23 protein-coding genes and 1 pseudogene are annotated in these 24,364 nt (G+C 41.4%); 5 read left to right on the forward strand and 19 right to left on the reverse strand.

The features are described 5' to 3' along the window. Both JWQ54_RS25470 and JWQ54_RS25475 read right to left on the reverse strand, forming a co-directional pair. The coding region (locus JWQ54_RS25470) for a hypothetical protein (RefSeq protein WP_299590636.1) at positions 1 to 452 on the reverse strand (452 nt) is incomplete at its 3' end. A 50-nt stretch (positions 453 to 502) separates the two neighbouring features. Next, complete coding sequence (locus JWQ54_RS25475) at positions 503 to 913, reverse strand: hypothetical protein (protein WP_299590638.1); 411 nt, start codon at positions 911 to 913, stop codon at positions 503 to 505. A gap of 1,871 nt (positions 914 to 2,784) precedes the next feature. On the opposite strand from JWQ54_RS25475, the gene JWQ54_RS25480 reads away from it, so the two are divergent. The 3 genes from JWQ54_RS25480 to JWQ54_RS25490 all read left to right on the forward strand — a co-directional run bounded on the left by JWQ54_RS25480 (position 2,785) and on the right by JWQ54_RS25490 (position 4,540). Further along, positions 2,785 to 3,663, forward strand: coding sequence for an IS982 family transposase (locus tag JWQ54_RS25480; RefSeq protein ID WP_299590640.1), 879 nt, complete (start codon positions 2,785 to 2,787; stop codon positions 3,661 to 3,663). Positions 3,664 to 3,973: 310 nt separating this feature from the next. Continuing rightward, positions 3,974 to 4,276: a hypothetical protein gene (locus tag JWQ54_RS25485; protein WP_299590641.1), complete on the forward strand. Its 303-nt coding sequence runs from the start codon at positions 3,974 to 3,976 to the stop codon at positions 4,274 to 4,276. 12 nt (positions 4,277 to 4,288) lie between these two features. After that, entirely contained in the window at positions 4,289 to 4,540 is a 252-nt protein-coding gene (locus JWQ54_RS25490; RefSeq protein ID WP_299590643.1) for a hypothetical protein, read from the forward strand. A gap of 133 nt (positions 4,541 to 4,673) precedes the next feature. Here JWQ54_RS25490 and JWQ54_RS25495 read toward each other — a convergent pair whose 3' ends face one another. The 5 genes and pseudogenes from JWQ54_RS25495 to JWQ54_RS25515 all read right to left on the reverse strand — a co-directional run bounded on the left by JWQ54_RS25495 (position 4,674) and on the right by JWQ54_RS25515 (position 9,933). Beyond that, positions 4,674 to 4,808, reverse strand: a complete 135-nt coding sequence (locus tag JWQ54_RS25495) for a hypothetical protein (protein WP_299590644.1) — start codon at positions 4,806 to 4,808, stop codon at positions 4,674 to 4,676. 305 nt (positions 4,809 to 5,113) lie between these two features. Then, positions 5,114 to 7,098 (reverse strand): annotated as a pseudogene (mobC, locus tag JWQ54_RS25500) (conjugal transfer protein MobC). Positions 7,099 to 7,140: 42 nt separating this feature from the next. Next, positions 7,141 to 8,445, reverse strand: a complete 1,305-nt coding sequence (locus tag JWQ54_RS25505; RefSeq protein ID WP_299590646.1) for a relaxase/mobilization nuclease domain-containing protein — start codon at positions 8,443 to 8,445, stop codon at positions 7,141 to 7,143. Next, positions 8,433 to 8,822: a plasmid mobilization relaxosome protein MobC gene (locus tag JWQ54_RS25510; protein WP_299590648.1), complete on the reverse strand. Its 390-nt coding sequence runs from the start codon at positions 8,820 to 8,822 to the stop codon at positions 8,433 to 8,435. The genes JWQ54_RS25505 and JWQ54_RS25510 overlap by 13 nt, the downstream gene beginning before the upstream one ends. A 181-nt stretch (positions 8,823 to 9,003) precedes the next feature. After that, positions 9,004 to 9,933 carry a toprim domain-containing protein gene (locus JWQ54_RS25515; protein ID WP_299590649.1) on the reverse strand — a complete coding sequence of 310 codons (930 nt, stop codon included), beginning with the start codon at positions 9,931 to 9,933 and terminating at the stop codon, positions 9,004 to 9,006. Between the two features lie 332 nt (positions 9,934 to 10,265). Here JWQ54_RS25515 and JWQ54_RS25520 point away from each other — a divergent pair, with 332 nt between their 5' ends. Further along, complete coding sequence (locus JWQ54_RS25520) at positions 10,266 to 12,977, forward strand: cadherin-like beta sandwich domain-containing protein (RefSeq protein ID WP_299590650.1); 2,712 nt, start codon at positions 10,266 to 10,268, stop codon at positions 12,975 to 12,977. A 119-nt stretch (positions 12,978 to 13,096) separates the two neighbouring features. On the opposite strand, the gene JWQ54_RS25525 is transcribed toward JWQ54_RS25520, so the two are convergent. From JWQ54_RS25525 to JWQ54_RS25565, 9 genes are all read right to left on the reverse strand, one after another. Further along, positions 13,097 to 13,567 (reverse strand): phosphatidylglycerophosphatase A, encoded by a 471-nt coding sequence (locus tag JWQ54_RS25525; RefSeq protein WP_299590651.1) that lies wholly within the window; start codon positions 13,565 to 13,567, stop codon positions 13,097 to 13,099. 21 nt (positions 13,568 to 13,588) lie between these two features. Continuing rightward, positions 13,589 to 14,566: a hypothetical protein gene (locus JWQ54_RS25530; RefSeq protein WP_299590652.1), complete on the reverse strand. Its 978-nt coding sequence runs from the start codon at positions 14,564 to 14,566 to the stop codon at positions 13,589 to 13,591. Between the two features lie 170 nt (positions 14,567 to 14,736). Then, on the reverse strand, positions 14,737 to 15,858 hold the full coding sequence (locus JWQ54_RS25535) for a toxic anion resistance protein (RefSeq protein WP_299590653.1): 1,122 nt from the start codon (positions 15,856 to 15,858) through the stop codon (positions 14,737 to 14,739). Between the two features lie 77 nt (positions 15,859 to 15,935). Beyond that, complete coding sequence (locus JWQ54_RS25540; protein WP_299590655.1) at positions 15,936 to 16,550, reverse strand: TerD family protein; 615 nt, start codon at positions 16,548 to 16,550, stop codon at positions 15,936 to 15,938. Between the two features lie 3 nt (positions 16,551 to 16,553). Next, positions 16,554 to 17,108, reverse strand: coding sequence for a TerD family protein (locus JWQ54_RS25545; protein ID WP_299590657.1), 555 nt, complete (start codon positions 17,106 to 17,108; stop codon positions 16,554 to 16,556). Next, positions 17,098 to 17,943 carry a phosphoribosyltransferase family protein gene (locus JWQ54_RS25550; RefSeq protein ID WP_299590659.1) on the reverse strand — a complete coding sequence of 282 codons (846 nt, stop codon included), beginning with the start codon at positions 17,941 to 17,943 and terminating at the stop codon, positions 17,098 to 17,100. Before JWQ54_RS25550 ends, JWQ54_RS25545 begins: the two co-directional genes overlap by 11 nt. Next, positions 17,943 to 18,641, reverse strand: coding sequence for an HAD family hydrolase (locus tag JWQ54_RS25555; protein ID WP_299590660.1), 699 nt, complete (start codon positions 18,639 to 18,641; stop codon positions 17,943 to 17,945). Before JWQ54_RS25555 ends, JWQ54_RS25550 begins: the two co-directional genes overlap by 1 nt. 65 nt (positions 18,642 to 18,706) lie before the next feature. Next, the gene (locus tag JWQ54_RS25560; RefSeq protein WP_299590662.1) at positions 18,707 to 19,384 is read right to left on the reverse strand and encodes a TerD family protein; all 678 of its coding nucleotides are present in this window, start codon (positions 19,382 to 19,384) and stop codon (positions 18,707 to 18,709) included. 6 nt (positions 19,385 to 19,390) lie between these two features. Continuing rightward, a complete protein-coding gene (locus tag JWQ54_RS25565) occupies positions 19,391 to 19,966 on the reverse strand; it encodes a TerD family protein (protein WP_299590664.1) in 576 nt (191 codons plus the stop codon). Between the two features lie 250 nt (positions 19,967 to 20,216). Between JWQ54_RS25565 and JWQ54_RS25570 the strand changes: the two genes are divergently transcribed. Then, complete coding sequence (locus JWQ54_RS25570) at positions 20,217 to 21,038, forward strand: TerC family protein (RefSeq protein ID WP_299590665.1); 822 nt, start codon at positions 20,217 to 20,219, stop codon at positions 21,036 to 21,038. A gap of 174 nt (positions 21,039 to 21,212) precedes the next feature. On the opposite strand, the gene JWQ54_RS25575 is transcribed toward JWQ54_RS25570, so the two are convergent. From JWQ54_RS25575 to JWQ54_RS25585, 3 genes are all read right to left on the reverse strand, one after another. After that, entirely contained in the window at positions 21,213 to 22,607 is a 1,395-nt protein-coding gene (locus JWQ54_RS25575) for an FAD-binding oxidoreductase (RefSeq protein ID WP_299590666.1), read from the reverse strand. Positions 22,608 to 22,786: 179 nt separating this feature from the next. Next, positions 22,787 to 23,230 (reverse strand): DoxX family protein, encoded by a 444-nt coding sequence (locus JWQ54_RS25580; RefSeq protein WP_299590668.1) that lies wholly within the window; start codon positions 23,228 to 23,230, stop codon positions 22,787 to 22,789. After that, positions 23,230 to 24,027, reverse strand: a complete 798-nt coding sequence (locus JWQ54_RS25585; protein ID WP_299590670.1) for an NIPSNAP family protein — start codon at positions 24,025 to 24,027, stop codon at positions 23,230 to 23,232. Before JWQ54_RS25585 ends, JWQ54_RS25580 begins: the two co-directional genes overlap by 1 nt. Positions 24,028 to 24,364: the final 337 nt, after the last annotated feature.

A 24,364-nucleotide genomic window follows, 5' to 3' on the forward strand; every position in this document is an offset into this window, starting at 1 on the left:
TCGTATATAACATCAATGAGTTGTCCTGCTAGCCTCGATGTCGCTCTAACACGCTCACGGAGTTGTCGAAGGCTAGTTACCTCCTCCGATTCAGGAGAACCCGTCGCCGCTGTCACGATGAAACAACTGATTCCCTTTCCGCATGGTTGAGGAGGAGGGCCCTGATTAAGACAAACTGTCTGTATGGAGCCATCTTGATTAGGGGCAAGCACAAAATTCTTTGCAGTGTATCCTGAACGATAGTCAGGCGCTGATGGGTTGCAAGGGTCAACTGCATATTTGGAAATCGTAACGATATATTCGTAACTGTCTATAACTGGGATAATAATTTGTCCATTTGAATCTGTATAGCCCAGTAAAGAATTGTTCCTAGCGTCGTTCACAGGAGCACCGGCCAAGAGGGTCATCGGTGACGCGCAGTCTACAATTTTAAGTGTAACTGTATAAGCCATTGGTTGTTAGGTTTTATCTATTGAGGGTTCAGTTTAGATGCTGAAACATGTTAAAATTTGAAAATGTTACGAACTGGAACTTTTGAGTTTAAAACCCCTTCAGAAACCAGAATAGCCGTCGCAAGTACATCGATATGTTGCTTTTTTCCTACCGGAATATCGCCGGTGCCTATTAGTGCAACTCCACGCCGCACCCCATTACTCAATTTCTTCTGTAACTCTTCCTCACTTTTGATCGGGAAAACGTCTTTGCTGAGGAATGGTGTGAAGATATTTAGCGGCAACCGATGGTTACCCAGTTTTATTTCGTTCAATTTTTTTTCAATCTTCTCAATGGAGTCAATTGGAAGACAATGCTTCAATTGCTGAAAAAGTTGATCAGTAACACTAGATAGCTGGTCCTCTTGAGTGGAAACTGACGGCCTCGTTGAGGCATTACTCATTAGTGGTTCTGCTGACATGTCTTTAATGATTAAAATTTAATGACTAAAGTGTTAACAAAGATATTAATATAATTTAAATTACCAAATAATTTCCTGGATTTTTTATGCTGAATTTTATATTTTTTTATTCCTAATATATTGATCTTTAATATAGTTATCAATGGGTTATAGCCCCTTCATACTTTTCGATCGATTTGAAAGAAGGCATTTTTAAGCATTAATAATAAATGGGGGGAAACCTGAGGAGGCAACATCTTTTATTTTTGATATTCTTGAACCAAAAGATTTATCTGATGTGCAGATTTATAGAAATATAAATCAAGCCATGAAGGGTATAAACAAGTACATGAATCGAATTGCCGTTGATCTTAAACTTGATAGAGTGCCCACTACCAATTTTGCCCGGCATTCATTTTCCACAGTTTAAAACGCGCAGGAGTTTCCTTACAAATGATCTCAGAGCAGCTAGGGTATTCATCCATTAAGAATTAAAACAACTTAAATTTATTTGGATAGTTTTGAAGGCAGAGAAACGTGAAATAAGTAAGTTCCTAACTTCATTAAAACAAAAGAGTAAAACCACATTTTATTTTACTATTCGGAACAAATTCAATAAAACAAAAATGAATGCGAAATTGAAAATTTCAGGAGTGCCATTATCAATACCTCGGTAATTTTTAGGATGTGGAAAAGTGAATAAAGGGATTAGGTAGAAAAAAACAAAGGCATTAGAGTTTTATATGTTAAAGCCCAAGTCCAAAGCCTAAAGATTAGGAAAGCAACTCTGGGCAAATTTACAGAAGTAAAGAAACTAGTTGCAAAATTTGTTATCCACATCATAGAATTATGGCTAAGGATGAACTGCCAGTATGATTCAGCAACATGCAGCGCTGGGGCAATTTGACAGAGAAAAGTTATCGCAATGGGTTCAGTAGTTCTTAGACGGGTTCAAATTTATTCGTACTTTGGCACAGCAATACTGCTCCGCGGAGATAATAGCAATTTTCGATCCGTCTTATATTAAGAAAAATGGTAAGCAAACTTATGGGATTGGGATGTTTTGGAATGATATACGACAAAAAGCATTACGGGGATTGGAAATAGGATGTTTGGTCTTTGTTGTTGCTACTGACACAACGGCATGATTTACGGTGGTATTTACCTAGCCTACATCTTCGACACGCCCATTGGATCAGTACTTATATGCAACACAAATCTGGGATTCACTGATAATTTTCAGTATCCTGCGATGATGTTTGTTGTCAACCCCCAAAACAGTTTCATGGTCAGCTATTCCTGATCTTTGCCATAACTTTATGCGCTAGGCAATTATTGGACAAAGAATTTCAGGAGAGATGAAGTAAGAGGTTTTTTCTTTAACAGCCTTTTATCCCATAGCCAATTTATAGCAATTACTATGGTTATGTTCTCTGTGACAATTCTTGTTTAGAGGTTTAGAAGGTATAAGCTAAAACAAGGTTTGAAGCAGTTGCCAGCCATAATGAATTCAGGTTTATTAGCTATGTTCAACAGGGACGGATTGCTCATATCTGCAACTATTATCCGAACGGGCGGATTATAACACAAGATTTATAAACTGCACGATCAAAATACCTACACTTAATTATTGGGATGAGAACACCCTCTTTTATATCAAGTTACTGTTTAATAGCGACTGCAAATTCTCCCGCAAAAGTTATTAATGCTATCGCGCACTAAATTAAAGTATAATATTAACGTGTTTAGCGATTAGATTTTGAGGGAATAAATTTTAAAAAAAAACGAAGAAAAAAGCCATGCATATCACTTAAAATCAGTACCTTAATAGTATAAATTCTCACATAAACGCTATTAAAGATATGCATGACTTGACGGTAAATTTCCAAAAAATGCTTCAGATTACCAACTCCGTGCTCAAACAAGATATAAACCAGGACGGAAACCTGCATTTTTATCCACGTAAGCCCAAGCTTTCCGACACTGAAATCATTGCATTGTCCCTGTGTCAGGAATGCCTGGGAATCGATAGCGAGAATTGGTCTTTAGCCAAGTTAAAAAGCGATTACAGAAATGATTTTTCCAACCTGGTACACATTACCAACTATAATAAGCGGCGCAAAAGACTAAGCCCTTGGACGGAGCAGGTTAACCGCCGGCTGGCTAATGTGCTTAATGAAGTAGAGGATGTATTTATGGTAGACAGTGTCCTTGTTCCTGTATGTAAGCTTGCCAGAGAAAAACAGCTTAAAGTTTGCAGGCACCACTTTGAAACAGCGCCGGATAAGGGATACAGTGCTGTGTATAAGCAATATTACATTGGTTATAAACTTCATTTAACGATTGGAATGAATGGGGTTTATCAGGGAATGGAGCTTACAAAAGCCGGCGTACATGATGTACATTACCTTAACGAAATTAAATATAGCGGATTAAAGTCATGTGTATTACTGGGCGATAAAGATTACCTGTCAACTGAATGGCAACTGGATTTGTTCAGCAGTGTAAATATAGAATTGCAAACCCCTAAAAGAGCGAATCAAAAGGATTACAAGCCATGGCTATGGGTTTATAAATCAACCCGTAAAAGGATTGAGGTCGTCTTTGCTCAATTATGTGACCAGATGATGCTCAAACGTAATTATGCTAAAACTTTTGAAGGATTAAGGACAAGAATTATGGCTAAAGTGGCCGCTGTAACCGTCCTGCAACATATTAATCATTTAAACGGCAAGCCACTTAACCATATTAAACATGCACTTGCCGCTTAATGCAATCGCTAAATACGTTATAATATTAAATTCCTACAACAAAATAATTGCAATAATCTTCTAATTTGCTAAAATTATTTTTAAAGTAAGGGGCACTTAGAAAAGTGAACTTAAGTATTGCAATTCTTAAATATAGTTTTTAAATTTACATGTAATTCGCCCACCTTTAAAATTATCAGCCCTCTAAATTCAGGGAAATATCCAATTAAAAAAATAAACTAAGGTTAGCCGAAAATCCGAAAAATGCGTCAAATGGAACGATTCCCGAGGTTTCGGCATAAAAGAATGTTTAAAAACTAAAATGATAAATATGGCAAACATTTCTTATTGGTTCGGCTCTTGGGTTTCTGGTTGGGAATCTGGAGGAAGTCCTGATCTTCGACCTGGAGAAACACATAATTGGACATTTTGGGGATTCAAATATGGCGACGCTGTTTCAGTGACTGCCCACCCAGTGGTTCTTATTAATTATCTTGAGGAACGTGTTCTGAATATCGAGAATGTTCGGATTGAAGGCGATTTGAGTGGCTCACGACTTTATTTTACAGTAAGGAACTCCGGAAGCAATTCGGTTCCCGGCTATGGATTGGGGTTTTCCATAATTTCACAATAAAAAAAGAAGAAAATGAAAACATATGTACATAATGATTCTGAGGGTAACATCAAATGCATAGTTAGTATTGATGCCCCCGATCATGTAGGTCTGATGCTTACTCCTAAAGCGGGTCTATTTGTTACAAAAGTTGAGGACATTGAATTCCAATCTAAATTACTTGACGTAAAAGGAATGAAGGAAATTGCAAAGAATTTTAAGATTTCTGTACCATACCACATTAGTGGTCTTGAAAAAAAGACTAATAAAAAGTCGTTGACATGAGAATACAAAACTTCTTTCGGAACTTTTAATTTCTTTAGATATGTGGGGATTGCCGACTGATCAGTAGTATGAACTCCCCATACCCCGCAGGTGCTGAGCGCCGAAGAAGAAACGCGCCTGCGGACCAAATGGCCTAAAAGCGGATCGCACCCGGTTGGAACAGAAATGATCTTTTACAGGCATAGTTGCCACGCTGGCCAAAAAGAACAAAGGCATACCGGCAGGCGCCATCGAACTGGCGACTCATACCTGCCGTATGTCCAGTCATATTGCCCACGGTAATGAAATGGGCATTAACCTGATCCGTGAAAGGAAATCAAGGTGTCCGCAGGAGCAGGCCGATATCACAATCTCCGATTACCTCCGGCTGATGAGAGAGGCCTTTCACTACTGCGCGCTGATGGCACTTTATACCTGTAAATATCTAAAAGCCGATCCGACGTTTTTTATAGAACTCAATGAATCCCTGAAAAAGTAGATGCTGATATTAAAGCCTATCAGATGATCCCCTTAAACGATAAAATATACGATAAGTATAAGCAGTAAAATCCAAAAAAGCAGCCATCCTCTGCATCACTTTTTAATAACAAGGTGCGCCAATGCCGGATCATTCATCAGTCGTTCCATCTCCAGTTGTACGATTTCCTGGATGTCTTGTTTGATTTGGAAATAATTGCTCTGAACGATCGCATTGTCCAGCTTACGTACCAAGGGTATTTCTTTATAGCGATTAATTTCTTTTTTTAATCCTTCATGGTCATTGGTGATTTCCGAATGGAAACCTTTTAATTCAATCTTACAATCCGGATTATCAGCCACCATGCCGACAAATTCACCTGAGCTGAGTGATGAAATACGTGATGGCGGTACGGCGGCTTCGAGTTGTTTGGATTTATTAATCGCAGTATCGGAACGATTAATGGACACGCTTTCGCGATCCTGCATGATCTTGCCGATCCGCTCGGAAATTTGTTTAGCGGTGTCGCCGGAAACCTGCCCGGCGGCGATGTTACCTACAATATTCATGATCACATCGGCCTGTTCCCGGCCATAATCCTTGCGCAACTGGCTGGCATCCTGGATACCCAGGCAGGTAGAAATTAAATTACTTCTGCCTGTAGAAATCGTAGGTATGATGTCCGTTGTCAGGGTTGGAAATTCATCGAAGACCAGGCTGCATTTCAGCTTACCCTTCTGGTTAATGATCTTTAAAAGCCGGTTGGTAAACAGGGACAGCACCGCGCCATAGATCTGTATTTTCTGCGGATTATTACCCATACAGACGATCTTTGGCTCATCAGGATTATTGATATCCAGTGTAAAGTCGTTACCCGACAGGACGTAATACAGTTGCGGTGACGAGATTCGCGCCATCGTTATCTTGGCCGAGGCGATCTGCCCCTCCAACTGCTCCACCGCATCCCGCATATAGGCGCTGACAAAAGGGTTGATCAATACATCGATATCCTTTTGCGTGCGCAGGATGGTGAACAACTCATCATATTCTACCTGCATCAATTCGATGACATGAGGCAATGTACAAAATTCACCGTTCTTGTATTTGCGCAGGTACCAGATGATCGCGGTCAGAAAGTTGATCGGGCTTTCCACAAAGAAGTCACCCTGCTTTTTTATCCATTCCCTGTTCAACCCCAGTAATATGGTACGCGCCGACTCCACCGCATCGGTAATATCCAGCATGGCCGATGGATCCAAAGGATTACAGCGGTGGCTATGCGAAAGGTCATCAAAGTTGATTGAATAAAATTTGGGAGCAACCTTGTACTTATCCTTGTTATGAAGCCAGGTATTGTACGCAATGACCGAGAGGTCGGGCATCTTGAAATCATAAACGAACATGGCAAAGCCTTTCCGGATGTGCTGCGTGATAACATGCCGGATGATGAAATAACTTTTGCCGGACCCGTGGATCCGGGCGAACCCAATACGAGTAACGCCCGGAACATATTAATGTAGTTGATGAAAGAATTGCGTGTTTTTCCCTTAAGCTTGTACCTGGCAGGCAGGTTAACCGAATATTCATTTTCGATCAGCCGTTCCTCTTGGGGAAAGGTTTCATTTTCGGAATTGAAGATGTCATCCTTCAGCCGGTCCCAGATGATCCGGGACAGCATGGTGCCGCCACTCAGGAACAGCAAGTAGCCAAGGGCAGTCAAGGCCATATAGCCGACAGCCACCCAGCTCATCTCTCCTGGTATCAGCAATACCAAGCCGCTGATAAAATAGAAAACAAGCCCGGCCAGCAGGTAAATACCCGCCGTTTTGAAGTTTTGTTTTTCATCGTTTTTGCCCTTCACCCCCATCAGGGCGATCACCAAAAAACCCAAGGCGATCAGCTTGGATTTATAAAAATTGCTGAACAGGCCCGTATGCAAAATATTGCCCAGTATCCTGTCCGATAGCGGCGCTACCAAGTGCCATCCGGCAAATGCACCATAACACTCTTTGTAAAAATGTATAGCCAAAACTGCTATACTGATCAGCCTGGTCATATCCAGGATCTTGCGCATGGCCTGATCATTCTCTCCTGTCTGCATCTTATCTCCCTCACATTAAATAATCATTCATCACACTCACAACTACGGCTCAATCCGTTGCCGCTTCTTTTTCCTTCGTTTCCTTTTCAACTCCCAATCCATCGTTTCCGGCTGTTCCTCCGGCTGCAACAAAGCATCGGTTAACCCTTTCATATCAGGCAGCTTTTCACCATTATGAAAAGCATTCGCAGTCTGTTTCCCGGCCTCGTAACCCGGCTTTTGCGCTTTCGCATCCGATCCGCCAACCTGTTTTTTTTCCTCCTTTCCATTTTTTATTTTTCTTTCATCGGTTCCCCTGCCTGCACATCTTTCCAGAATAGCTTTAGCGCTATAAGTCTTTCCTATCGCACTGCCATTAAATACACAGCGGCTGCGATGATCCACATAGGTTAACCCATAGATTACACCCTCTGCATTTTGACGAAGCACGATATCAATTCCCGCCTTTTGCAGTTTCCCTATCAATCCTGTTAAGAGCACATCACCTCCAAGTAAAGCCAGGTCAATGGTATTCCTTAATCTTGCTTTGTACTGATCCCTGCCTGTGGCATTGGCCACAAACTTTTCTGCCAAATATTTGAGCGTAGGCTTGAAATTAAAGTCAGAAGCCTTAACCGGAACCCCTACCCTGTTCCCCTGCCCGTCAAGGATGCGGTATACCAATCCCTGGTGCCGGAAGATCCTAGAATCCTCACTGCCCCGGTCGGCCGTAACATTGTACAATTGCAGTACCGCGTTCAGCTCAGCCAACGATCCGTATTTATAATTTTTAAGCACCGTTGTAATGACATTACCCATCGCCCTTTTGCTTTCCACCCGACCGTAAACTACCTTTCGGGAGTCAACCGGTTTCAGGCGGTAAGCCCCACGCTGGCTACTTTCTTCTGCCTTTACCAAGCCAAAGGCGATTTCGATTTCCTTGCGTGCTTTTTCCGACTGGTTTCTTCCCAGATTATGCAGCTCGATCCGCTTGCCATCCGGCTTAATATTGGTTGTGACCAGGTGAATATGCGGGTGGCCAGCATCCGTATGCCGGTACAATAAATACGGCTGGCCGGCGAAGCCGATCTTATCCATATAAACCGCCGCGATCTCCTTTATACGTTCCTCCGAAAGTTGTTCCGACGGGTCAAAATTTAGTGAAATATGGACGCTGTTCACTTTGGTTTGCTGGTTCAATTCCGTCAACTTTTCCAACCGTGAAAGCTTCTGATAAAAATTCAGATCGGCAACATCCTTCGGGTACACAGCCGCCTCTAAACAGGTCGCTAAACCCTGCTTTACTTTCTGCTCATTATAGTTTAAGATATTGCGCAGGCTACTGCTGGAATGGATCACTGCAACCACTGGTCACTGATTAAATTGATCCGCTTTTTAATCTCATCCACCTTATCAAAAAACACATCCTTATCCCGCTCGAAAACATTTAACCAGGCCTGCATTTGGGGCAGGTGATCAAGCGTATGCAGCCGGTGCACCGCCTGGTTAAAGTTCACCCCAATCGCATTTAATTCTTTTCGCAGCAAAACCATCTCCGCCATGAATTCATCCAGCGATTGATTGCGCACATAGGCAGTAACTGGCTTATTAAAAATGAGCCTGCGCAGGTATTCGCTTAACCTCCTGATCGTGGTTTTCTTCCAGCTGGTTTCCAATTTACTATACTCATCAGGCAGCAGCCTGAACGGGACAATCCGTGTCCTTACCTGTTTTTTCCCTTCCATCACTTATCCCTTTCTATCTATCAATTCATCAAAAAACAACAACTTTCTCCACCGCCCCCGACTTCGGAGAGGGGCGGCCAGATTTCGGTTGTAATACAACCGTACATCTGGCCGATTGCCAATCAGGCAATCTAACCCCGGGCTGGTGAGGAGAAAAAACAGCAAAAAGCCAATCCGTCACTTAACCGCGCGCCAACAACCGGTTTTGCTTCTTCAACCTGGCTTTTTGCACTTCGCCCTTATGCACCAGCCATTCATTCATGTCCTTGTGCCCTTCGTACCGGCCGCTTTCATCCCGGTAGCGCGGCCCCATCGATAAAGCATATTGCGTATAAGCCTTACCCGTCACATCCCGGTCCAGCCACAACCGGATACCCTCGTGCTGTTCCAGGAAAGGCAGCGCCCGGTCAAACAATCCCGCGCCATTCAGCACCACGAAATCAGCCGCCTCCGCATAAGGATATAAAACCCGGTAAGAAAGAAAGTCCATGAAACCCTCGAAAACATGCACTTCCCGCGCGCCGAAAGAAAATGTCGTAATATCCTTTGGCGAACTGCTTTGCTTGTAATTTTTGTTACGGATCTCGTAACCACCGGCGTCGTTTTTAAAGCCGATCCCGTAATAAGAATTACTGTTAATTTGATAAGCTACCTCCGAGCAAAAGCCATCCGCTACGGCAACGGGGATAGCGCGTTCGTGCAGGTAATTTTTCAGCGGGTAGGCATACAGCGGACGAACATCCGTGACCACCAGTTTACTTTCTTTTCCGGCACATCCCTCATGCAAAGCGGCGTCGAAAACGGGTAGCTGCTGAGGGAAAAAATCAATATTGAACCTGGCTAGCAGATCGGGTATAGAACAGTCATAGTAACGCAGGCAAAAGTCTACCATGTTGCCACCGGCCATCAGCCCGAAATCATACCATTCATTGCGCGCCCGGTTGACATGAAAGCTCGCCCCGGCTTCATTTCGAAAAGGCGATAAGTACCAATAATCCGTCCCGTTCTTTTTGATAGCCGCCGGCTCGAAACCCAGCCTTTCCAGGTAGCCAGCCAGGTCAATTTCCCGGACCCTGGCAAGGGAAAATAAATTGTTTCCAAATTGCTCCATCACGCCTTTTGTTTTAAAACAGGGAATCTTCCAAATGCTCTTTAAATAATAAATTGTTTTAAAATGATAAAAATATGTTTTTTTAAAGTTTTATTAACTTTAACGTAACCTTTATGAAATATGCTCGTATAGCTATCAAATGTTTTATTGACTTAAAAGTAGAAGATAGCCCTAAGTATATACCTTCCGTTTTACAGCGCGCTAAGCAATTTGCTACATTTAATAATATAATCCCAACATAACATTTTGATATAAAGAGATGCGCGTGCAATAATGTTTCTTGTAAATGAATATAAACCTGCAAATTATATTTCTTATTTAAAAAAATAACCATGAATAAACCTTTACTTTTTACCAGATTTTATGTTTTACTTTTCTTGATCGCCGGATTTTCCCTGGCGTCAAAAGCGGCGGTTTTAAGCTCTGCTACACCTGTAGCTGTAACATTAACCAATGGTTTCAATAGTATTGATGTAATAAGACCTATATCTTCAGGTGCAACAGCGTTCGCTATCGGCGTTGACGATGTTACAATAGTGCTATCAACTACTATCAATTCAATCGACCTTGCTTCATCGGCTACCACAAACGGATCTTCTGTAGATTATACAGTAACTTTCGGGGCGGCGGTTACAGGGTTAACAGCAAGTAATTTTTCATTGACTACGACAGGAGTTTCAGGTGCAAGTATTGGCACGCCGACTACATCTGACAATATAACCTGGACAGTGCCTGTTAATACGGGAACTGGAGATGGTGCAACTGTTTTAAATCTTGTTAATGATACAAATTTATCACTGGTAATAAGCACATCACTACCTTTTACGGGGCAAAGTTATACTATTGATAAAACAGCGCCAACGGCAAGCTCCATCATTCCCGCAAATGCCACGCCAACCAAAGCAACAAGTATTAATTATACCGTAACATTTTCTGAAAGTGTAACGGGAGTGGATGTAAGTGATTTTGCACTTACAAAAACCAGTTCAGCCAATGGCTCCTTAGCCTCAGTAACCGGTTCAGGCACAACCTACACGGTAACGGTAAATTCAATAACCGGGAACGGTACGATTCGTCTTGACCTGAATAACAGCGGTACCGGGATCACTGATGTGGCAGGGAATGCAATTGCAGGCGGTTTTACCGCCGGGCAAACTTATACAATAGATAACGCATCCCCTACAGCGAGCAACGGAAGCTTTTTGTCAAACAATGCCCGCAATACCTTCGCAAAGGTTGGCGACATTATCACACTTGGCTTTACCGCAAGTGAACATATTCAAACACCGGTAATAACAATAGGCGGCAATAGTGTAACTCCTGTTAACGTTTCAGGAAACCTCTGGACGGGCTCATATACAGAAACATCTGGTAATACACAGGGCCAGGTTGCATTTGCGCTAACTATCACAGATGATGCAGGCAATACCAATTCTTACACTTCGGCGCTAGCCGGCCTTTTTGTAACATTCGACAAAACCTCGCCAACAGTAAGTATCGGCAGCCCGTCAGTAACAGCAACAGGCGCGGGCGGCAGCGCGTCTTATACGGTAACTTATGCTGATGCCCACTTTAATACCAGCACCTTGTCAGCCGGTGATATTACTTTAATCACAACAGGCACGGCCACCGGTACAGTAGGTGTGACGGGTACAGGCGCTACGCTAACAGTTACTATTTCTAATGTGAGCGGACTTGGCACTATCAGGTTTTCGATAGGGACAGGTACAGCGTCAGACAAAGCAGGTAACCTGGCGGCAGCGTCAGCAGCTTCAGGCACGTTTGTGGTAAAGCCTAGCGATGCCACATTATCAGCCCTTACCACTACTGCCAATAACTTAACACCTGTGTTTAACAGCAACACGCTTAATTATACAGCAACGGTACCCAACGGTACAACCACCACGACAGTAACGCCGACCTCTGCAGATGTAAATGCGACGATCCGGGTACAGGTGAATGGGGGAGGCTATACAACGGTAGGCAGTGGAGCATCATCATCGGCACTGGCGTTAAATGTAGGCAACAACCCTATTGATGTACAGGTAACTGCACAGGACGGAGCAACAATAAGGAAATATAAGATAACGGTAACCCGACTATCAACTGATGCGTTACTAACCAATCTTAAGTTCAGCCCGCTGGTAAACCAGACATGGGTACCCGGCCCTAGCTTCAGAGACTATGTGGCAACAGTAGCTAATGGTGTTAATTCGATTACGGTAACCCCAACAACCCGGGATGCGACGGCAACCGTAATGATCAATAATGTTGCAGTAGCATCAGGAGTGGCATCCCCATCTATTCCGTTAAATGTAGGAAATAATACGATCACTACAGTAGTAACAGCAGGGGATGGAGTAACCAAAAACACATATAGTGTAATAATAACAAGAGAAGGCAATGCCTTGCTAACGTCACTGAGGTTAAATCCAAAAACTCCGTTAATTACAGTACCGGGTTTTAACTTTAGGGATTATACAGTAAATGTAGCTAATTCTGTAAGCAGTGTGACGGTAACGCCTGTAACGCAGGATCCCACATCAACAGTAAAAGTTAACGATGTAGCAGTGACTTCGGGCACAGCATCAGGATCTGTTTCGTTAGATGTTGGAGATAACACCATCACGACGGTAGTAACCGCAGCAAACGGTACAGCTATCAAAATATACAGCATGGTTATCACTCGTTTAGCACCACCGCCGGCGGCTTCCATCTATGATGAACAGCTGGTAGCTGTAGCCCCTGTAAGAACTCCGGGGATAGTGGTACACAAGAACGTGTCACCAAACGGCGACGGAAACAGCGACGTGCTGCAGATAGACGGCATAGTTGCTTACCCGGATAACACACTGCAGATCATGAGCCGTAACGGGGCATTGGTTTACGAGGCAAAAGGGTATGACAATACAACAAAGGCATTTGACGGTCATGCAAGCACTAACGGCAAGCTGCAGCAACCAGGCACTTACTTCTACTCACTGAACTATAAAGTGGGTAAAGACATCATCCACAACACAGGGTTTATCGTATTAAAATATTAGGAGGAGTGACCAGGGCAAGGAAGCCATGGATTGGTTAAGAAGCAAAAGGCTTACGAAGTGAAAATTCGTAAGCCTTTTTATGAATACTTTAACAGGATCTTCGTTCAGATTTTTTTGATTTATTTAAAAAACATTATCCAAACAAAATACCCCACCCATAGCAATATATTGGAATATACGCCCGCAAGCACATCATCCATCATTACGCCGGTTCCGCTGGGCAGCGCTTCCATTTTGCGGATATACAGTGGTTTTACAATATCAAAAAAACGAAATAAAATAAAACCGGCCAATAAAAAATAGATATTGGCAGGTATAAATAATATAGAAATTAGCATCCCGGCAACCTCATCTATCACCACGCGCGAGCTATCTTCACCCCAGTCGGGCTCAACTTTATTACTGACGTACACGCCCAAAAGCGTTATAACAATGGTAATAATAAGCAGGTATAAAGGGTTTTGTAAAACCGGATTTTGCCATAACAACCATATAAAACCACAGGTTACTAATGCAGCATAGGTACCGCCGCCTTTAAGGTATCCTATCCCAAAAATGGATGCAATTATTTTGTTAAGCTTAAGTATCACTGTGTTTTATATTTAGGGGGATCAGTTAAGGTCGGTATTTAGCATTGTTTTTAAAATATTGGCCTGTACATCAATATTGCTGATGTTTTGGAGGAAATTGATATCTGCAATTTTTTTATAGTCTTCGGCCAGCAATGCTTTAATTTCGGCAGGCATGTTTGATTTTGCCGCACTCGCGCTGCTTTGCAATACGTCATTCTTATTATTCAGTTCGTGGATCAGGTTTTCTTTTTTAGATAAGTTGTTTGTCCAGTCTACCCCATTAATTTTTGTTACATCAACAAACAGGAATAAATTATGGGCAGGAAAATACAAAAAATGCCTATTGACATCAATAAACTTATAAATCTCGATAATTTGGCTACCTGTTTTCAGGCCGCAAAAAAACTCGGTTTTAAAATCGTACTTACACAGTACCCCCATTAATTTTTTTTGAATAGTGGCGTAGCTATTTGTATAAACATCATTATCCTTATACTGTGTAAGTTCAGTAAACAAGCCGGGTTCAATGGCATAAAAAAAGTCGGTAGCAAACCGTGAGCTAAACGCATTAATGTTTTTAGACAGCGGGTTGTCCGTAGAATTGTCTGATAGCACCTGGAAAAGCCTTCGTAATGAAAGATTTATTTTGAGCGCCTGCCTTTGCTTATCAATGTTAAAGTTGTTTTCGGTATAAGCAGAGTCGTTAAGCTTTTCAACCATTTCCTTGTTCAACTGTATCTCATCTAACAGTAAGCTTATGTTGTTCTCATTGTTTTTTTTAATTTTCCGCAACAGATCTATCAGGCTTGCAGTAAACTGCATATGAAACAGCTCAAGCTTGTTAATGTCCAGTTCAGGATTAGTTTCAAAAAGCTTATGGATAACCTGGCTGCGCAAATAAATCTTGTAAATTATATCTTCCCCAAAATAAACAGAAAGCAGTTGCAGCTTGCTGAGCATCCGGTTTGATTCATTTAAAATATTTAAGCGGTTTTCATCCATTAACGGTACAGCCAATTTTTTTATGCAAAATTACAAAATTACGCGCGTATTAATTAGAAAAGCCGCCATAGCACAATATTGAGCAATGACGGCTTTTATCAGCTGGTGTCGTGTGACGCTTAGTCTTGAGTCCTAAGCCAGAAAAGACAAAATTTGACTTAAGACTTGCGACTTAGGACTTAATACTAGCTTTGGTGTGTTACGTGCTTTTTTAGTTCTGTTTCCAGGCTTTGCAGCTCAGTATTTAATGTTTGCCTGTTCTGGGTTCCCTCTTCGTGGATTCGCTTTACTTCTGTTAAAGTTTCTATTAGCGAAGCAGTTGTCTTTTTCAGGGTATCTAACGATACTACAGTTTTTTCATTCTCCCGGGCCACATCTATGCTGTTTTGTTTCAGCAATTCGGCATTTTTTTGCAGGATAGTATTTGTAGTATCCGAGATCTTTTTCTGCATCTCAACATTTTCCTTTTGCCTGTTTAGCGCTACAGCAATTGTAAGCTGGTTTTTCCACACCGGGATGGTTGTTGATACAATTGACTGGGCTTTTTCGGCAATGCTTGTATTGTTGTTTTGAACCACCCTTATTTGCGCAAGCGATTGCATCATAATAAAACGAACCACCTTTAAATCGGCCAGGCGCTTATCCAGACGGTTAACAAAATCACGCATGTCGGCAATTTCATAATCATTATAGGCTGCGGGATTTGCATCCATTTGGGCAAGCTGTTCGTTAAGCTCATTAAATTTAAGCTGACCGGATATGATCAGTTCTTCCATTTGATGAATGTAGCTTACATTGCTATCAAACATGGTTTGCAGCGAGCTGTTATCCTTAATAGAGTTTATCCTGCCGGCTTTTATTTTATTGGTGATCTTATCAATATTATTAACCACCGTATCGTACTTCTGGAAAAGTTTTTTGGTATCAAATACCAGCTTTTTAACAAACGGGATGTGCGATATAAATGAAGTGAATGCATTTTGATTCAATTCATCCACATCAATATAATTAAGCTCGGTAAGCAGGTCGTTAATAAGTAAACCCACCTCGCCCGAGTTATAGGTGCGCACCGAGGTTAAAAAGGTATTGCTATACTTTTCCATGGAACTTTGAACTTCGGTGCCATAGTTAAGTATAGAATTAACATCCTTCGGATCAAGGGTTTTACTTATTTCGCTATATTTTTTTACCTCATCAGGGTTTATATTGGTAAGGTCAACATTGCCTTCCTTATCCAGTTTTACCGGGGTTGTATCAAGCTTAACCGGGGTAATGTTTAGCTCGTTGTTATTTAATGTGCTGTCCATAATTTATTTCTTTAAAAATATCATTCTTACAATATGCACCCGACTTGTCGTTAAATAAAACCCCGGTGCGTTGTTTGTTATAAATAGTTTTGGCTAACAGTTTTTACTGTCTCCTCCAGCTTCTTGTCGCGGGTAGGTTCGCCAATGGCATTAAACTTCCATTCGCCATTCTTTTTGTAAAATACGCCCATCACCATTGATACATGGCCGGCAAAGTCCTTACTGTTCCCAATATCATAAGTAGCGTAAACCTCATTCACCCTTTTTGGCGTACCTTCATAAATACGGATAGAGGCAAACGGAATAGTACCAAAATCCTGTCCGCGAAAGCTGTTCAGCACAAAGGCGACATAATTTACAGCGGGATTTAACCGCGAAAAATCAAGTGTTATCACTTCATTATCCAAACCATCATCGCCATCCAGATCACCGGTAAGGTCGTCGCCGCTATGTTGTACAGCGCTGTCTTTTGAACGTAAATTGCCAAAATAAACTACATCAACAAGGTTTTTGGCTTCATCAAATAATGCACAACTGGCATCAAGATCCACCGCTTCTTTAGTTGTATTAAAGCCAAAAAGTCCCTTTTTTTCAATGGCGCCCCAGTTAATACCTACGCAAACACTTTGAAGCTTACTGCCATTGCTTTTTTCAAGGCTGATGCGCTGCCCTTTTTGAAGATTGATTGCCATAGCTTATTGATATTTATTTAAGTAATCCTGTAAACCGCCTTTCATGCCTGCGCCAACAGCTTCAAACTTCCAGTTATTATCGCGTTTGTAGATCCTGCCAAATTCAACAGCGGTTTCAATTGAAAAATCTTCTTCCAGCTCGTATTTTAAAATGTCGGCATTGGTTGCTGCATCAAATACCCTGATGAACGAGTTGCGTACCTGGCCAAAGTTTTGTTTGCGGCCTTCAGCTTCGTGGATGGTAACAACCACGCATATTTCAGATACCCTTGGATCTATTTTTGAAAGATCGATCTTTATTTGCTCATCGTCACCTTCGCCTGCACCGGTAAGATTATCACCTGTGTGTTCAACTGAGCCATCGGGCGATTTAAGGTTGTTATAAAAAACAAAGTATTCGTCACCTATTAATCTTTTATTTTCGCCCAAAACAAAAACAGAGGCATCCAGGTCAAACGCACTGCCGGTTGAAGAGCTGTTGGTATCCCATCCTAAGCCGATGGTAAATATGGGAGCGCCAATGTTTTCCCGCTGCCCTTTTTGCAAATTAATTGCCATGTTTAATTAAATTTTTATTGTTTATAAATAGGTTTTCGGTAATAAAGTTAAGATTTTTAGTATAGGCATCAATAGCATGATAGCCGTTGCCCAAAGCCATATCATAAAGTAAATTTATAAAACAATCGGCCTGATTTTCAATAAAGATACAAAAGCATTCAAAATTGTAATTCAATATATACTTTACTATGCGCGTGTTGATGGTAAAATTGCCGCTTTTAATGATCGGCTCCAAATCAAATATTGTTTTTACCTGGTGATAGTTCAACAAGTTCTCAATATTAGGATGAATGCTTTTATTTACCAGTTCGGCAAAATACAGCATATAAATATCGTTTTGCAGGCCGTATTCGGCAACCATTTTCATTATCATACGCTCGTGGCTGCCGGTTATTTTAATATCATCTAAAAATATAAGGGTTTTACCTTCTAAAAAGTCTTTATCAATATGAAATGAGTCATTACCTATCAGGCTCATCCTTTCCCGCGCATTTAATTCGCCGTAATCTTCCTTATAGGTAATGGTGCGGTGCACCTTGGTTTCCTGCACTACAGCAAAGCCGTTTGTGGCCAGCCAGCGGTTGAGCCGGTAAGCGAACCATGTTTTCATGGCATAAGTAGCCGTGGGGATAAATGAGTACGGGCTGGAGATCACAACAATTTGCTGCTCAATCGGCTCTTTTTCCAGGTGCTGGCTTATAAAGCCATCGGCCAGGCTGGTGCCAAAATGCTTTGCAACAGCGTCATCGCCAAATTTAAAACGGCTGTAATCATCCGGATTAAAATCAAACGCCGAAGGATTATTAATATGGTGTAATGAATATGTCGCCTTCATTATTTTTTTAAACTTGTTATATCCTCGTTGTTTGAATTAATAAGCATGCTTTTTATGCCTGCTGCATTAGCGCCTTCAATATCAGTTACAGGGTTATCGCCTACGTGTATAATGTTATTTAAATTGATTTGTTTTGGATGATTTACCCGTTTGATATTTTGAAGCATCAACTCAAAAAAAGCCGGATTAGGCTTTGACATCCCGGCCTCGTCAGAGTAAAGCTGAAAATCAAAATACTGATCTATTTTTAATTCAGATAATACTTTTTTTAAAGTTACGCCTTTTATAAAGCCGGTATTGCTTAGTAAGCTAAACGTGCCACCGCTTTTATTTTTTAGATGATCAAGCACCTCAATTGTTACAGGTGAGTATAACACCGGTAAATAATTAAATAAAAGCGCTTCCATATCCAGGTAAAGTTTACAGGTATCAACATCCCGGATATTTAGCCGGTTATCATTCATCAGGCTAATAACCATCAGGTACATTTCTTCCGTGTCAATATTCTTCCCGGTGTTTTCATTAACGGCATTACACATTAAGTCAACCTGCCTGAAAACTTTCGTAACCTCATCAATACTTTTATTGGAAGGATTAAAGTCGCGGTGAAATATTTTTGCCCGTTGAATTTTAAACTCAGGGTTTGATTTAATAAGGGTGAGCCAAAGATCAAAAGAATAATGCTGGTAATACGGCATGGGTAAGATGTGATTGCAGCTTTGTATTAAGCTTTAAGATCAGTGGTACAAGTTATCAATAAAAGCTAAGCCTTATAGTTCTTTAAAATTTCAAGGAAATTATCGGTTTGATGCGGATCGCCTATGGCCCTGAATTTCCATGAGCCATCCTTGCGGTACACTTCGGCAAAGGTCATGGAGCACATGCCGTTATAGGTGGCATCGCCAGACAGGCTAAACTTTGCAATTTCCTTACCCCTGTTATCAACCGCCCTTATAAAAGCATTTTCAACCATACCAAAATGCTGGTTGTTTTTGCGGCCCTGGTAAATGGCTACAATGAAAAGGATCTTATCAAATTTTGGATCAAGGGCATCAAGTTTTACAATTATCTGCTCGTCATCACCATCTCCTGCGCCCGTTCTGTTATCGCCGGTAAGCCAAATATGGCCCGAAGGGTGTTTCATGGAGTTAAAATAGATCACATCTCCTTCATACAGGCTTATGGTTTTGCCGCTGCTTGTTTGCGTTGTACGCCCTGTATTTACCACCTTGCCGTTTTTATCAAGCAAAAAGGCAATAGCATCCAGGTCATACTCCACTTCTTCGGCACCGTTACTAAACAGTTTGCCTAAAAAGCCGCCGCTTTTGGTTTGCCTGACATCCCATCCTAAGCCGATGGTAACAGATGACAGGTCGTAATTTTCGCCATTATCATTTTTACGAAGGTCAATAGTTTGACCTTTTACTAAGTTTATAGCCATAATATTTTATTTTATAATCTGTCCTTTAAAATACTTGCTCAGGAAAAACGCAAGGTCTTCTTTATAACCAACGCCTGATGCTTCAAACTTCCACTGGCCGTTGCGGCTGTATAAGCGGCCAAATTCAATGGCGGTTTCAATAGAAAAATCTTCACCCAGCTCATACTTGCAAACCTCGTTGCCGGAAAGATCATCAATAATACGGATGTATGAATCACGAACCTGGCCAAAGTTTTGCCTGCGCGCCTGCGCCTCGTGAATAGTAACCACGAAAAGTATTTCCTGGATTTTGGAGTCAACCTTAGTAAGGTCGATGTTAATTGATTCATCATCACCGCCATCGCTGTTGCCGCCTGAAGGATCATCACCGGTATGGTGAACGGCGTTGTCGGGTGAATCGACGTTATTGTAAAAAACAAAAAACTCATCTTGCGGAACAAAACGGTTTGCATCTATCATTATTGCGGAAACGTCCAGGTCAAACTCATATCCTGTTCCTTCGTTAGGGTTCCAGCCCAAACCCACTGTCATTTTAGATAAGCCGATATCTATTTTTTGCCCTTTTTGTAAATTGATAGCCATTGTAGTAGTATATATATTTTTTTAAACACGCGCCATATTGTGAGTTGACGCAGTTATTTGATTTTTTTTGCGAAACTAAGTTACAGTATTTAGTAAATACCGATGTAAATAAATTATTGTAATAATTTCATTATTATAGCATCAAAGGAATAGTTAATCTTTGTATTAAAATGGTAATGGGAGCCGGAATATTTAAATTTCTATATTTACAGGCATCTCAGAATAATAATTAAAATAAATAAACTCATATATGGACTTTTTGCACAAACTTTTAGGTGAAGATATTCAGGCCGGATTGCTGGTAGTACTTAATTTAATTCTGATAGAAAGCCTGCTTTCTGTTGATAATGCTGCGGTTTTGGCAACTATGGTATTAGACCTCCCAAAACACCAGCGCAATAAAGCTTTACGTTACGGCATTGTTGGTGCCTATGTATTGCGGGGCGTTTGTTTGTTCCTTGCTGCGTGGCTGGTAAAAATATGGTGGTTAAAACCTATAGGCGGATTTTATTTGCTTTACCTGAGTTTTAACTACTTCAAAGGAAAGATCAACGCGGCCAACAGTGGTGGTGAGAGTGAATCAATTGATAAAAGTAAAAACTGGCTTTACCGCTCAACAGTAGGCGTGTTTGGCGTTTTCTGGTCTACAGTGGCACTTGTTGAACTGATGGACCTTGCCTTTTCAATTGACAACGTATTTGCAGCTGTAGCCTTTACCGACCATGTATTTTTAATATATACCGGGGTGTTTATAGGCATACTGGCCATGCGTTTTGTAGCGCAGGCCTTTGTAAAGCTGATGGAAAAATTTACCTTTTTAGAAACCGTTGCCTTTATAGTAATTGGTGTATTAGGTATTAAGCTTTCCGTTTCATTATATACCCATTTTGCTCCAGGCACACCGGCATCCGAAATTTTGGAAGGAAAACATGTAGACGTTTTTGTATCGGTATTTACGGTAGCTGTTTTTGTTATCCCGGTGCTTACCTCAATACTCTTCAACTTCCCGAAAAGGAACATCATTAAACCAGAAGTAGCTGAAGAAGCTGAAGGGGTATTGGATAAAAGTTAAGGGTTAATATTTCCTGGTTTGTATGATTTATCTTGATTTTTATCGGATAAATTTAAACTACAAGACATGTAAATATTAAGATTAACAAGATCGAAATTTGCCTGCTTTTCTGATATTTAATAAAAGTGTCACAGAAAAGCAGGCAAATTTAATTTAATAATCCATTCAATAATTTTAACCTACTGATTCATGTATCATAGGTTTTATATTCTGGTTGACCCTAAACATATTAGCAGGGTCATATTTTGTTTTTATAGCGACTAATCTTTCATAATTATCCCCATAAGTTGCTTTAATCCTGTCTTCTCCTTCGTCCATCATGAAGTTTATATAAGCACCACCTGCCGAATAGGGGTGCAATGCCTCCCAGTAATCTTTTGCCCATTCGGTGATCTTATTATTATTGGCCGGATCGGGATCTATACCTGCGATTACCATTGCCCATGTAGCGTTCCGGTAATTCCATGGAGTATCTTGATTGCCCACTCTTGAAGCAGCACCGTTAATTGGGTAAAGATGCATTGTTGAAAGCAAGGTAGGCAAATGTGATCCAAATTTTATATGTTGCGCAATGGCTTCATCTCCTAAATCATTTACAAAATCAGCCTTCCAATACCAATTTAATCCGGTTGGCATCAGCGCATCAAACATACTGTTCATTGCCGGAACAGGTAAAGGACCCACAAAATCAAGCGCAGGTTTTTTAAAATTGCGAATGGGCTCAAAAACCTTTTCGGCCCTTTCCATGTCGCCACTATAGCACCATACCACGCCGCACATATTTTTTGTGTGTAAATGTTCAGGGAATGGAGGTCCGGGAGGAACACAGAGGAAAGCGAAAAATCCATTGAGTTCGTCAGGTGCACTTTTTATGATGTCCTGGTACCATCTTAATATTTCTTCAGTTTCATTTAATTCCCACAACATTGGGCCGCCATATACCATACTTACCTGGTGCAGCTTAAATACAAATGAAGTAACAACCCCAAAGTTACCGCCACCACCGCGAAGCGCCCAAAAAAGATCGGGATTGGTAGAGGCATTGGCCTTTACAAAAGTCCCGTCGGCCAGCACCACATTTGCTTCCAAAACATTGTCTATTGACAAGGCGAAATGCCGGGTAAGGTGCCCCAGTCCACCACCAAGCGTAATGCCGCCTACCCCTGTAGTTGAAAAAATTCCGCTGGGAGTTGCCAATCCAAATGCGTGCGTTGCATGGTCAATATCGCCTAAAGTGCAGCCGGCCTCAACCCATGCCGTTTTAGCATCGGGATCAACATTGGTACCTTTCATTTGCGAGAGGTCAATTACCAACCCGTCATCGCACATACCCAAGCCGCCACCATTGTGGCCGCCGCTCCTTATTGCTGTGAGCAGATCATTTTCCCGCGCAAAATTTACTGCCGTTATCACGTCAGCTACATCAGTACATTTAGCTATCATTAAGGGACATTTATCTATCATGCCGTTGTACACCTTGCGTGCTGCATGATAATCATCATCAAGCGACTGAATCAACTTCCCGCGTAGGGCTTGTTTCAGTTGTGTTATCTTTTCTTCAGCTATCATAATTGGTTTTTTAATTGATGAGAAAATACGGATTGAGGCTGGTATTAATAAAAAGGGGAATCCTGCTCCTGGCCAATAGTAAGGCGGAGAGCCATACATAGAAAATTGTTCCAGTTAATAGAGTATTGTTAAGTAAATCTAATACAGTATTTTAAGAATTGCAAATACTTTGCAGGCAATCACTGATGAATATTATTTAAACCGCCATTTTGGGGCAATAACCTATCAGCATTCCATTTGTCCCACTGGCCTGGGGTGAGCAATATGGCGATCAATAAAATGGCCCTGGGTATTACATGCTGCAGATCCCAGATAGGCTCTAAAAGCCCATGCCCGAATGACACGATCAGCAGATCGATGCCAAGGAGGTACAAAGCATATTTTCTGAAAAGGCCTATGATTAGTAAAAAGCCGCAGATCAATTCAACATATGAGGTATAATAAGCTGTGCCGCAAATGATCCACTTGGGCAGGAATGTTTTTTCGAAATCTTTAAAAAACATGCTGTATACTTTGGGCACGGTGTAGGTAAAGATCTTTCCATAGCCCTGCATTAAGAAAATTATCCCCAGCAACGCTCTCGCAAATAATATAGCTGCGGCCCGTGAAGCTTTATCATTCATCAAATCTGCGAATAAGCAGTGGGCACTAATATGGTTGATGTTATTTTATTAACCAGTAAAGCATCGGCATAATCAGGCACAGCGCTTATTTCATGCCATTGGGTGTCACCTCCAAAATCTTTCCAGTGCGAGTCTTTATCAGCAAGGTCAGTAAATGTTACCATATAAGTTAGGTTCGGTCGTTGCGGACCTATTATGGTTTCGCCCCAAAAAACAGGATTAAAGCCCAGACGCTTAAAAATATCTATCTCGCCCTTGTCGTTAAACATCTCAATCTTTTTTTTACCGGCGGCTTCGCTGGCGCTCTGGTACTGGCGCAGTTCAAATATCCGCGGCTTCTTTTCGGGTGGAGTGAGCGTGGGGAAATGGGTAAATGCTTTTAAAAGGGAGCTTTCTATCCGCTCGTAAGCAGGCTGTGTTGCAGGTGCATTCAGGTAGGCTGCTCCCTTGGCCTTAAATTCAGCATCATTGCCTATGTTGTCGGCTATTTTACTAAAATGATCGAGGCTGTTGTATGCTGTAAGGGTGAATATTTTTGTTTGTCCGGCAGGCTTCATTTCAGTAAAAACACCCACATGTTTAACGCCTAAGCGATTTAACGCCGGGATAGCTGCATTTTTTAAATAATCTTCAACCAGCTTTTGCTGAGCCTCGTCTTTTAAATTATAAACCCTTAGCTCATAAAATTCCGTTTCGGCTGTTTTATTATCCATGGATTTGGCATTACTTAAAGCGGGTAAAACAGTTGCGGCAGCACCACCAATTATTGTCGACTTTACGAACGAACGTCTTTTCATGATGAACGGTTAAATTTGGGTAGCTAATGTAATGATTTAATTCGGTTGGCATTTGCTTCAATGCATTTGTGTTAATATCGCAAGCAGAGTTTACTCACCCGGTCGACTCCGCTAGCCAGCGGATGGACCTTCCCGCTCTTCCGCAAGCGGTAAAGAGGGAAGAGAAAAACTAATAAAGCGAAGTAGCTTCTTTCTTACCTCTTTACGCGCAGCGTGATCGTTGCGCAACTATTGTCAACAATTGCGGTCGTGAGACCATAAAGCGTTCTTTGAAATATTGATTAAAATGATGGAATCAGGTTTATAAGGTATTGCTGGTTTGAGCGTAAGAATAGCC

It is taken from the genome of Mucilaginibacter sp., from assembly GCF_028288225.1.
Taxonomy (GTDB): Bacteria; Bacteroidota; Bacteroidia; order Sphingobacteriales; family Sphingobacteriaceae; genus Mucilaginibacter.

Excerpts from the sequence above, each read along its gene's own strand:
- JWQ54_RS25475 (WP_299590638.1), bottom strand. The coding sequence starts at position 913 with ATGTCAGCAGAACCACTAATGAGTAATGCCTCAACGAGGCCGTCAGTT.
- JWQ54_RS25480 (WP_299590640.1), top strand. The coding sequence starts at position 2,785 with ATGCTTCAGATTACCAACTCCGTGCTCAAACAAGATATAAACCAGGAC.
- JWQ54_RS25485 (WP_299590641.1), top strand. The coding sequence starts at position 3,974 with ATGGCAAACATTTCTTATTGGTTCGGCTCTTGGGTTTCTGGTTGGGAA.
- JWQ54_RS25490 (WP_299590643.1), top strand. The coding sequence starts at position 4,289 with ATGAAAACATATGTACATAATGATTCTGAGGGTAACATCAAATGCATA.
- JWQ54_RS25495 (WP_299590644.1), bottom strand. The coding sequence starts at position 4,808 with ATGACTGGACATACGGCAGGTATGAGTCGCCAGTTCGATGGCGCCTGC.
- JWQ54_RS25510 (WP_299590648.1), bottom strand. The coding sequence starts at position 8,822 with ATGGAAGGGAAAAAACAGGTAAGGACACGGATTGTCCCGTTCAGGCTG.
- JWQ54_RS25515 (WP_299590649.1), bottom strand. The coding sequence starts at position 9,933 with ATGGAGCAATTTGGAAACAATTTATTTTCCCTTGCCAGGGTCCGGGAA.
- JWQ54_RS25520 (WP_299590650.1), top strand. The coding sequence starts at position 10,266 with ATGAATAAACCTTTACTTTTTACCAGATTTTATGTTTTACTTTTCTTG.
- JWQ54_RS25535 (WP_299590653.1), bottom strand. The coding sequence starts at position 15,858 with ATGGACAGCACATTAAATAACAACGAGCTAAACATTACCCCGGTTAAG.
- JWQ54_RS25540 (WP_299590655.1), bottom strand. The coding sequence starts at position 16,550 with ATGGCAATCAATCTTCAAAAAGGGCAGCGCATCAGCCTTGAAAAAAGC.
- JWQ54_RS25545 (WP_299590657.1), bottom strand. The coding sequence starts at position 17,108 with ATGGCAATTAATTTGCAAAAAGGGCAGCGGGAAAACATTGGCGCTCCC.
- JWQ54_RS25550 (WP_299590659.1), bottom strand. The coding sequence starts at position 17,943 with ATGAAGGCGACATATTCATTACACCATATTAATAATCCTTCGGCGTTT.
- JWQ54_RS25555 (WP_299590660.1), bottom strand. The coding sequence starts at position 18,641 with ATGCCGTATTACCAGCATTATTCTTTTGATCTTTGGCTCACCCTTATT.
- JWQ54_RS25560 (WP_299590662.1), bottom strand. The coding sequence starts at position 19,384 with ATGGCTATAAACTTAGTAAAAGGTCAAACTATTGACCTTCGTAAAAAT.
- JWQ54_RS25565 (WP_299590664.1), bottom strand. The coding sequence starts at position 19,966 with ATGGCTATCAATTTACAAAAAGGGCAAAAAATAGATATCGGCTTATCT.
- JWQ54_RS25570 (WP_299590665.1), top strand. The coding sequence starts at position 20,217 with ATGGACTTTTTGCACAAACTTTTAGGTGAAGATATTCAGGCCGGATTG.
- JWQ54_RS25575 (WP_299590666.1), bottom strand. The coding sequence starts at position 22,607 with ATGATAGCTGAAGAAAAGATAACACAACTGAAACAAGCCCTACGCGGG.
- JWQ54_RS25580 (WP_299590668.1), bottom strand. The coding sequence starts at position 23,230 with ATGAATGATAAAGCTTCACGGGCCGCAGCTATATTATTTGCGAGAGCG.
- JWQ54_RS25585 (WP_299590670.1), bottom strand. The coding sequence starts at position 24,027 with ATGAAAAGACGTTCGTTCGTAAAGTCGACAATAATTGGTGGTGCTGCC.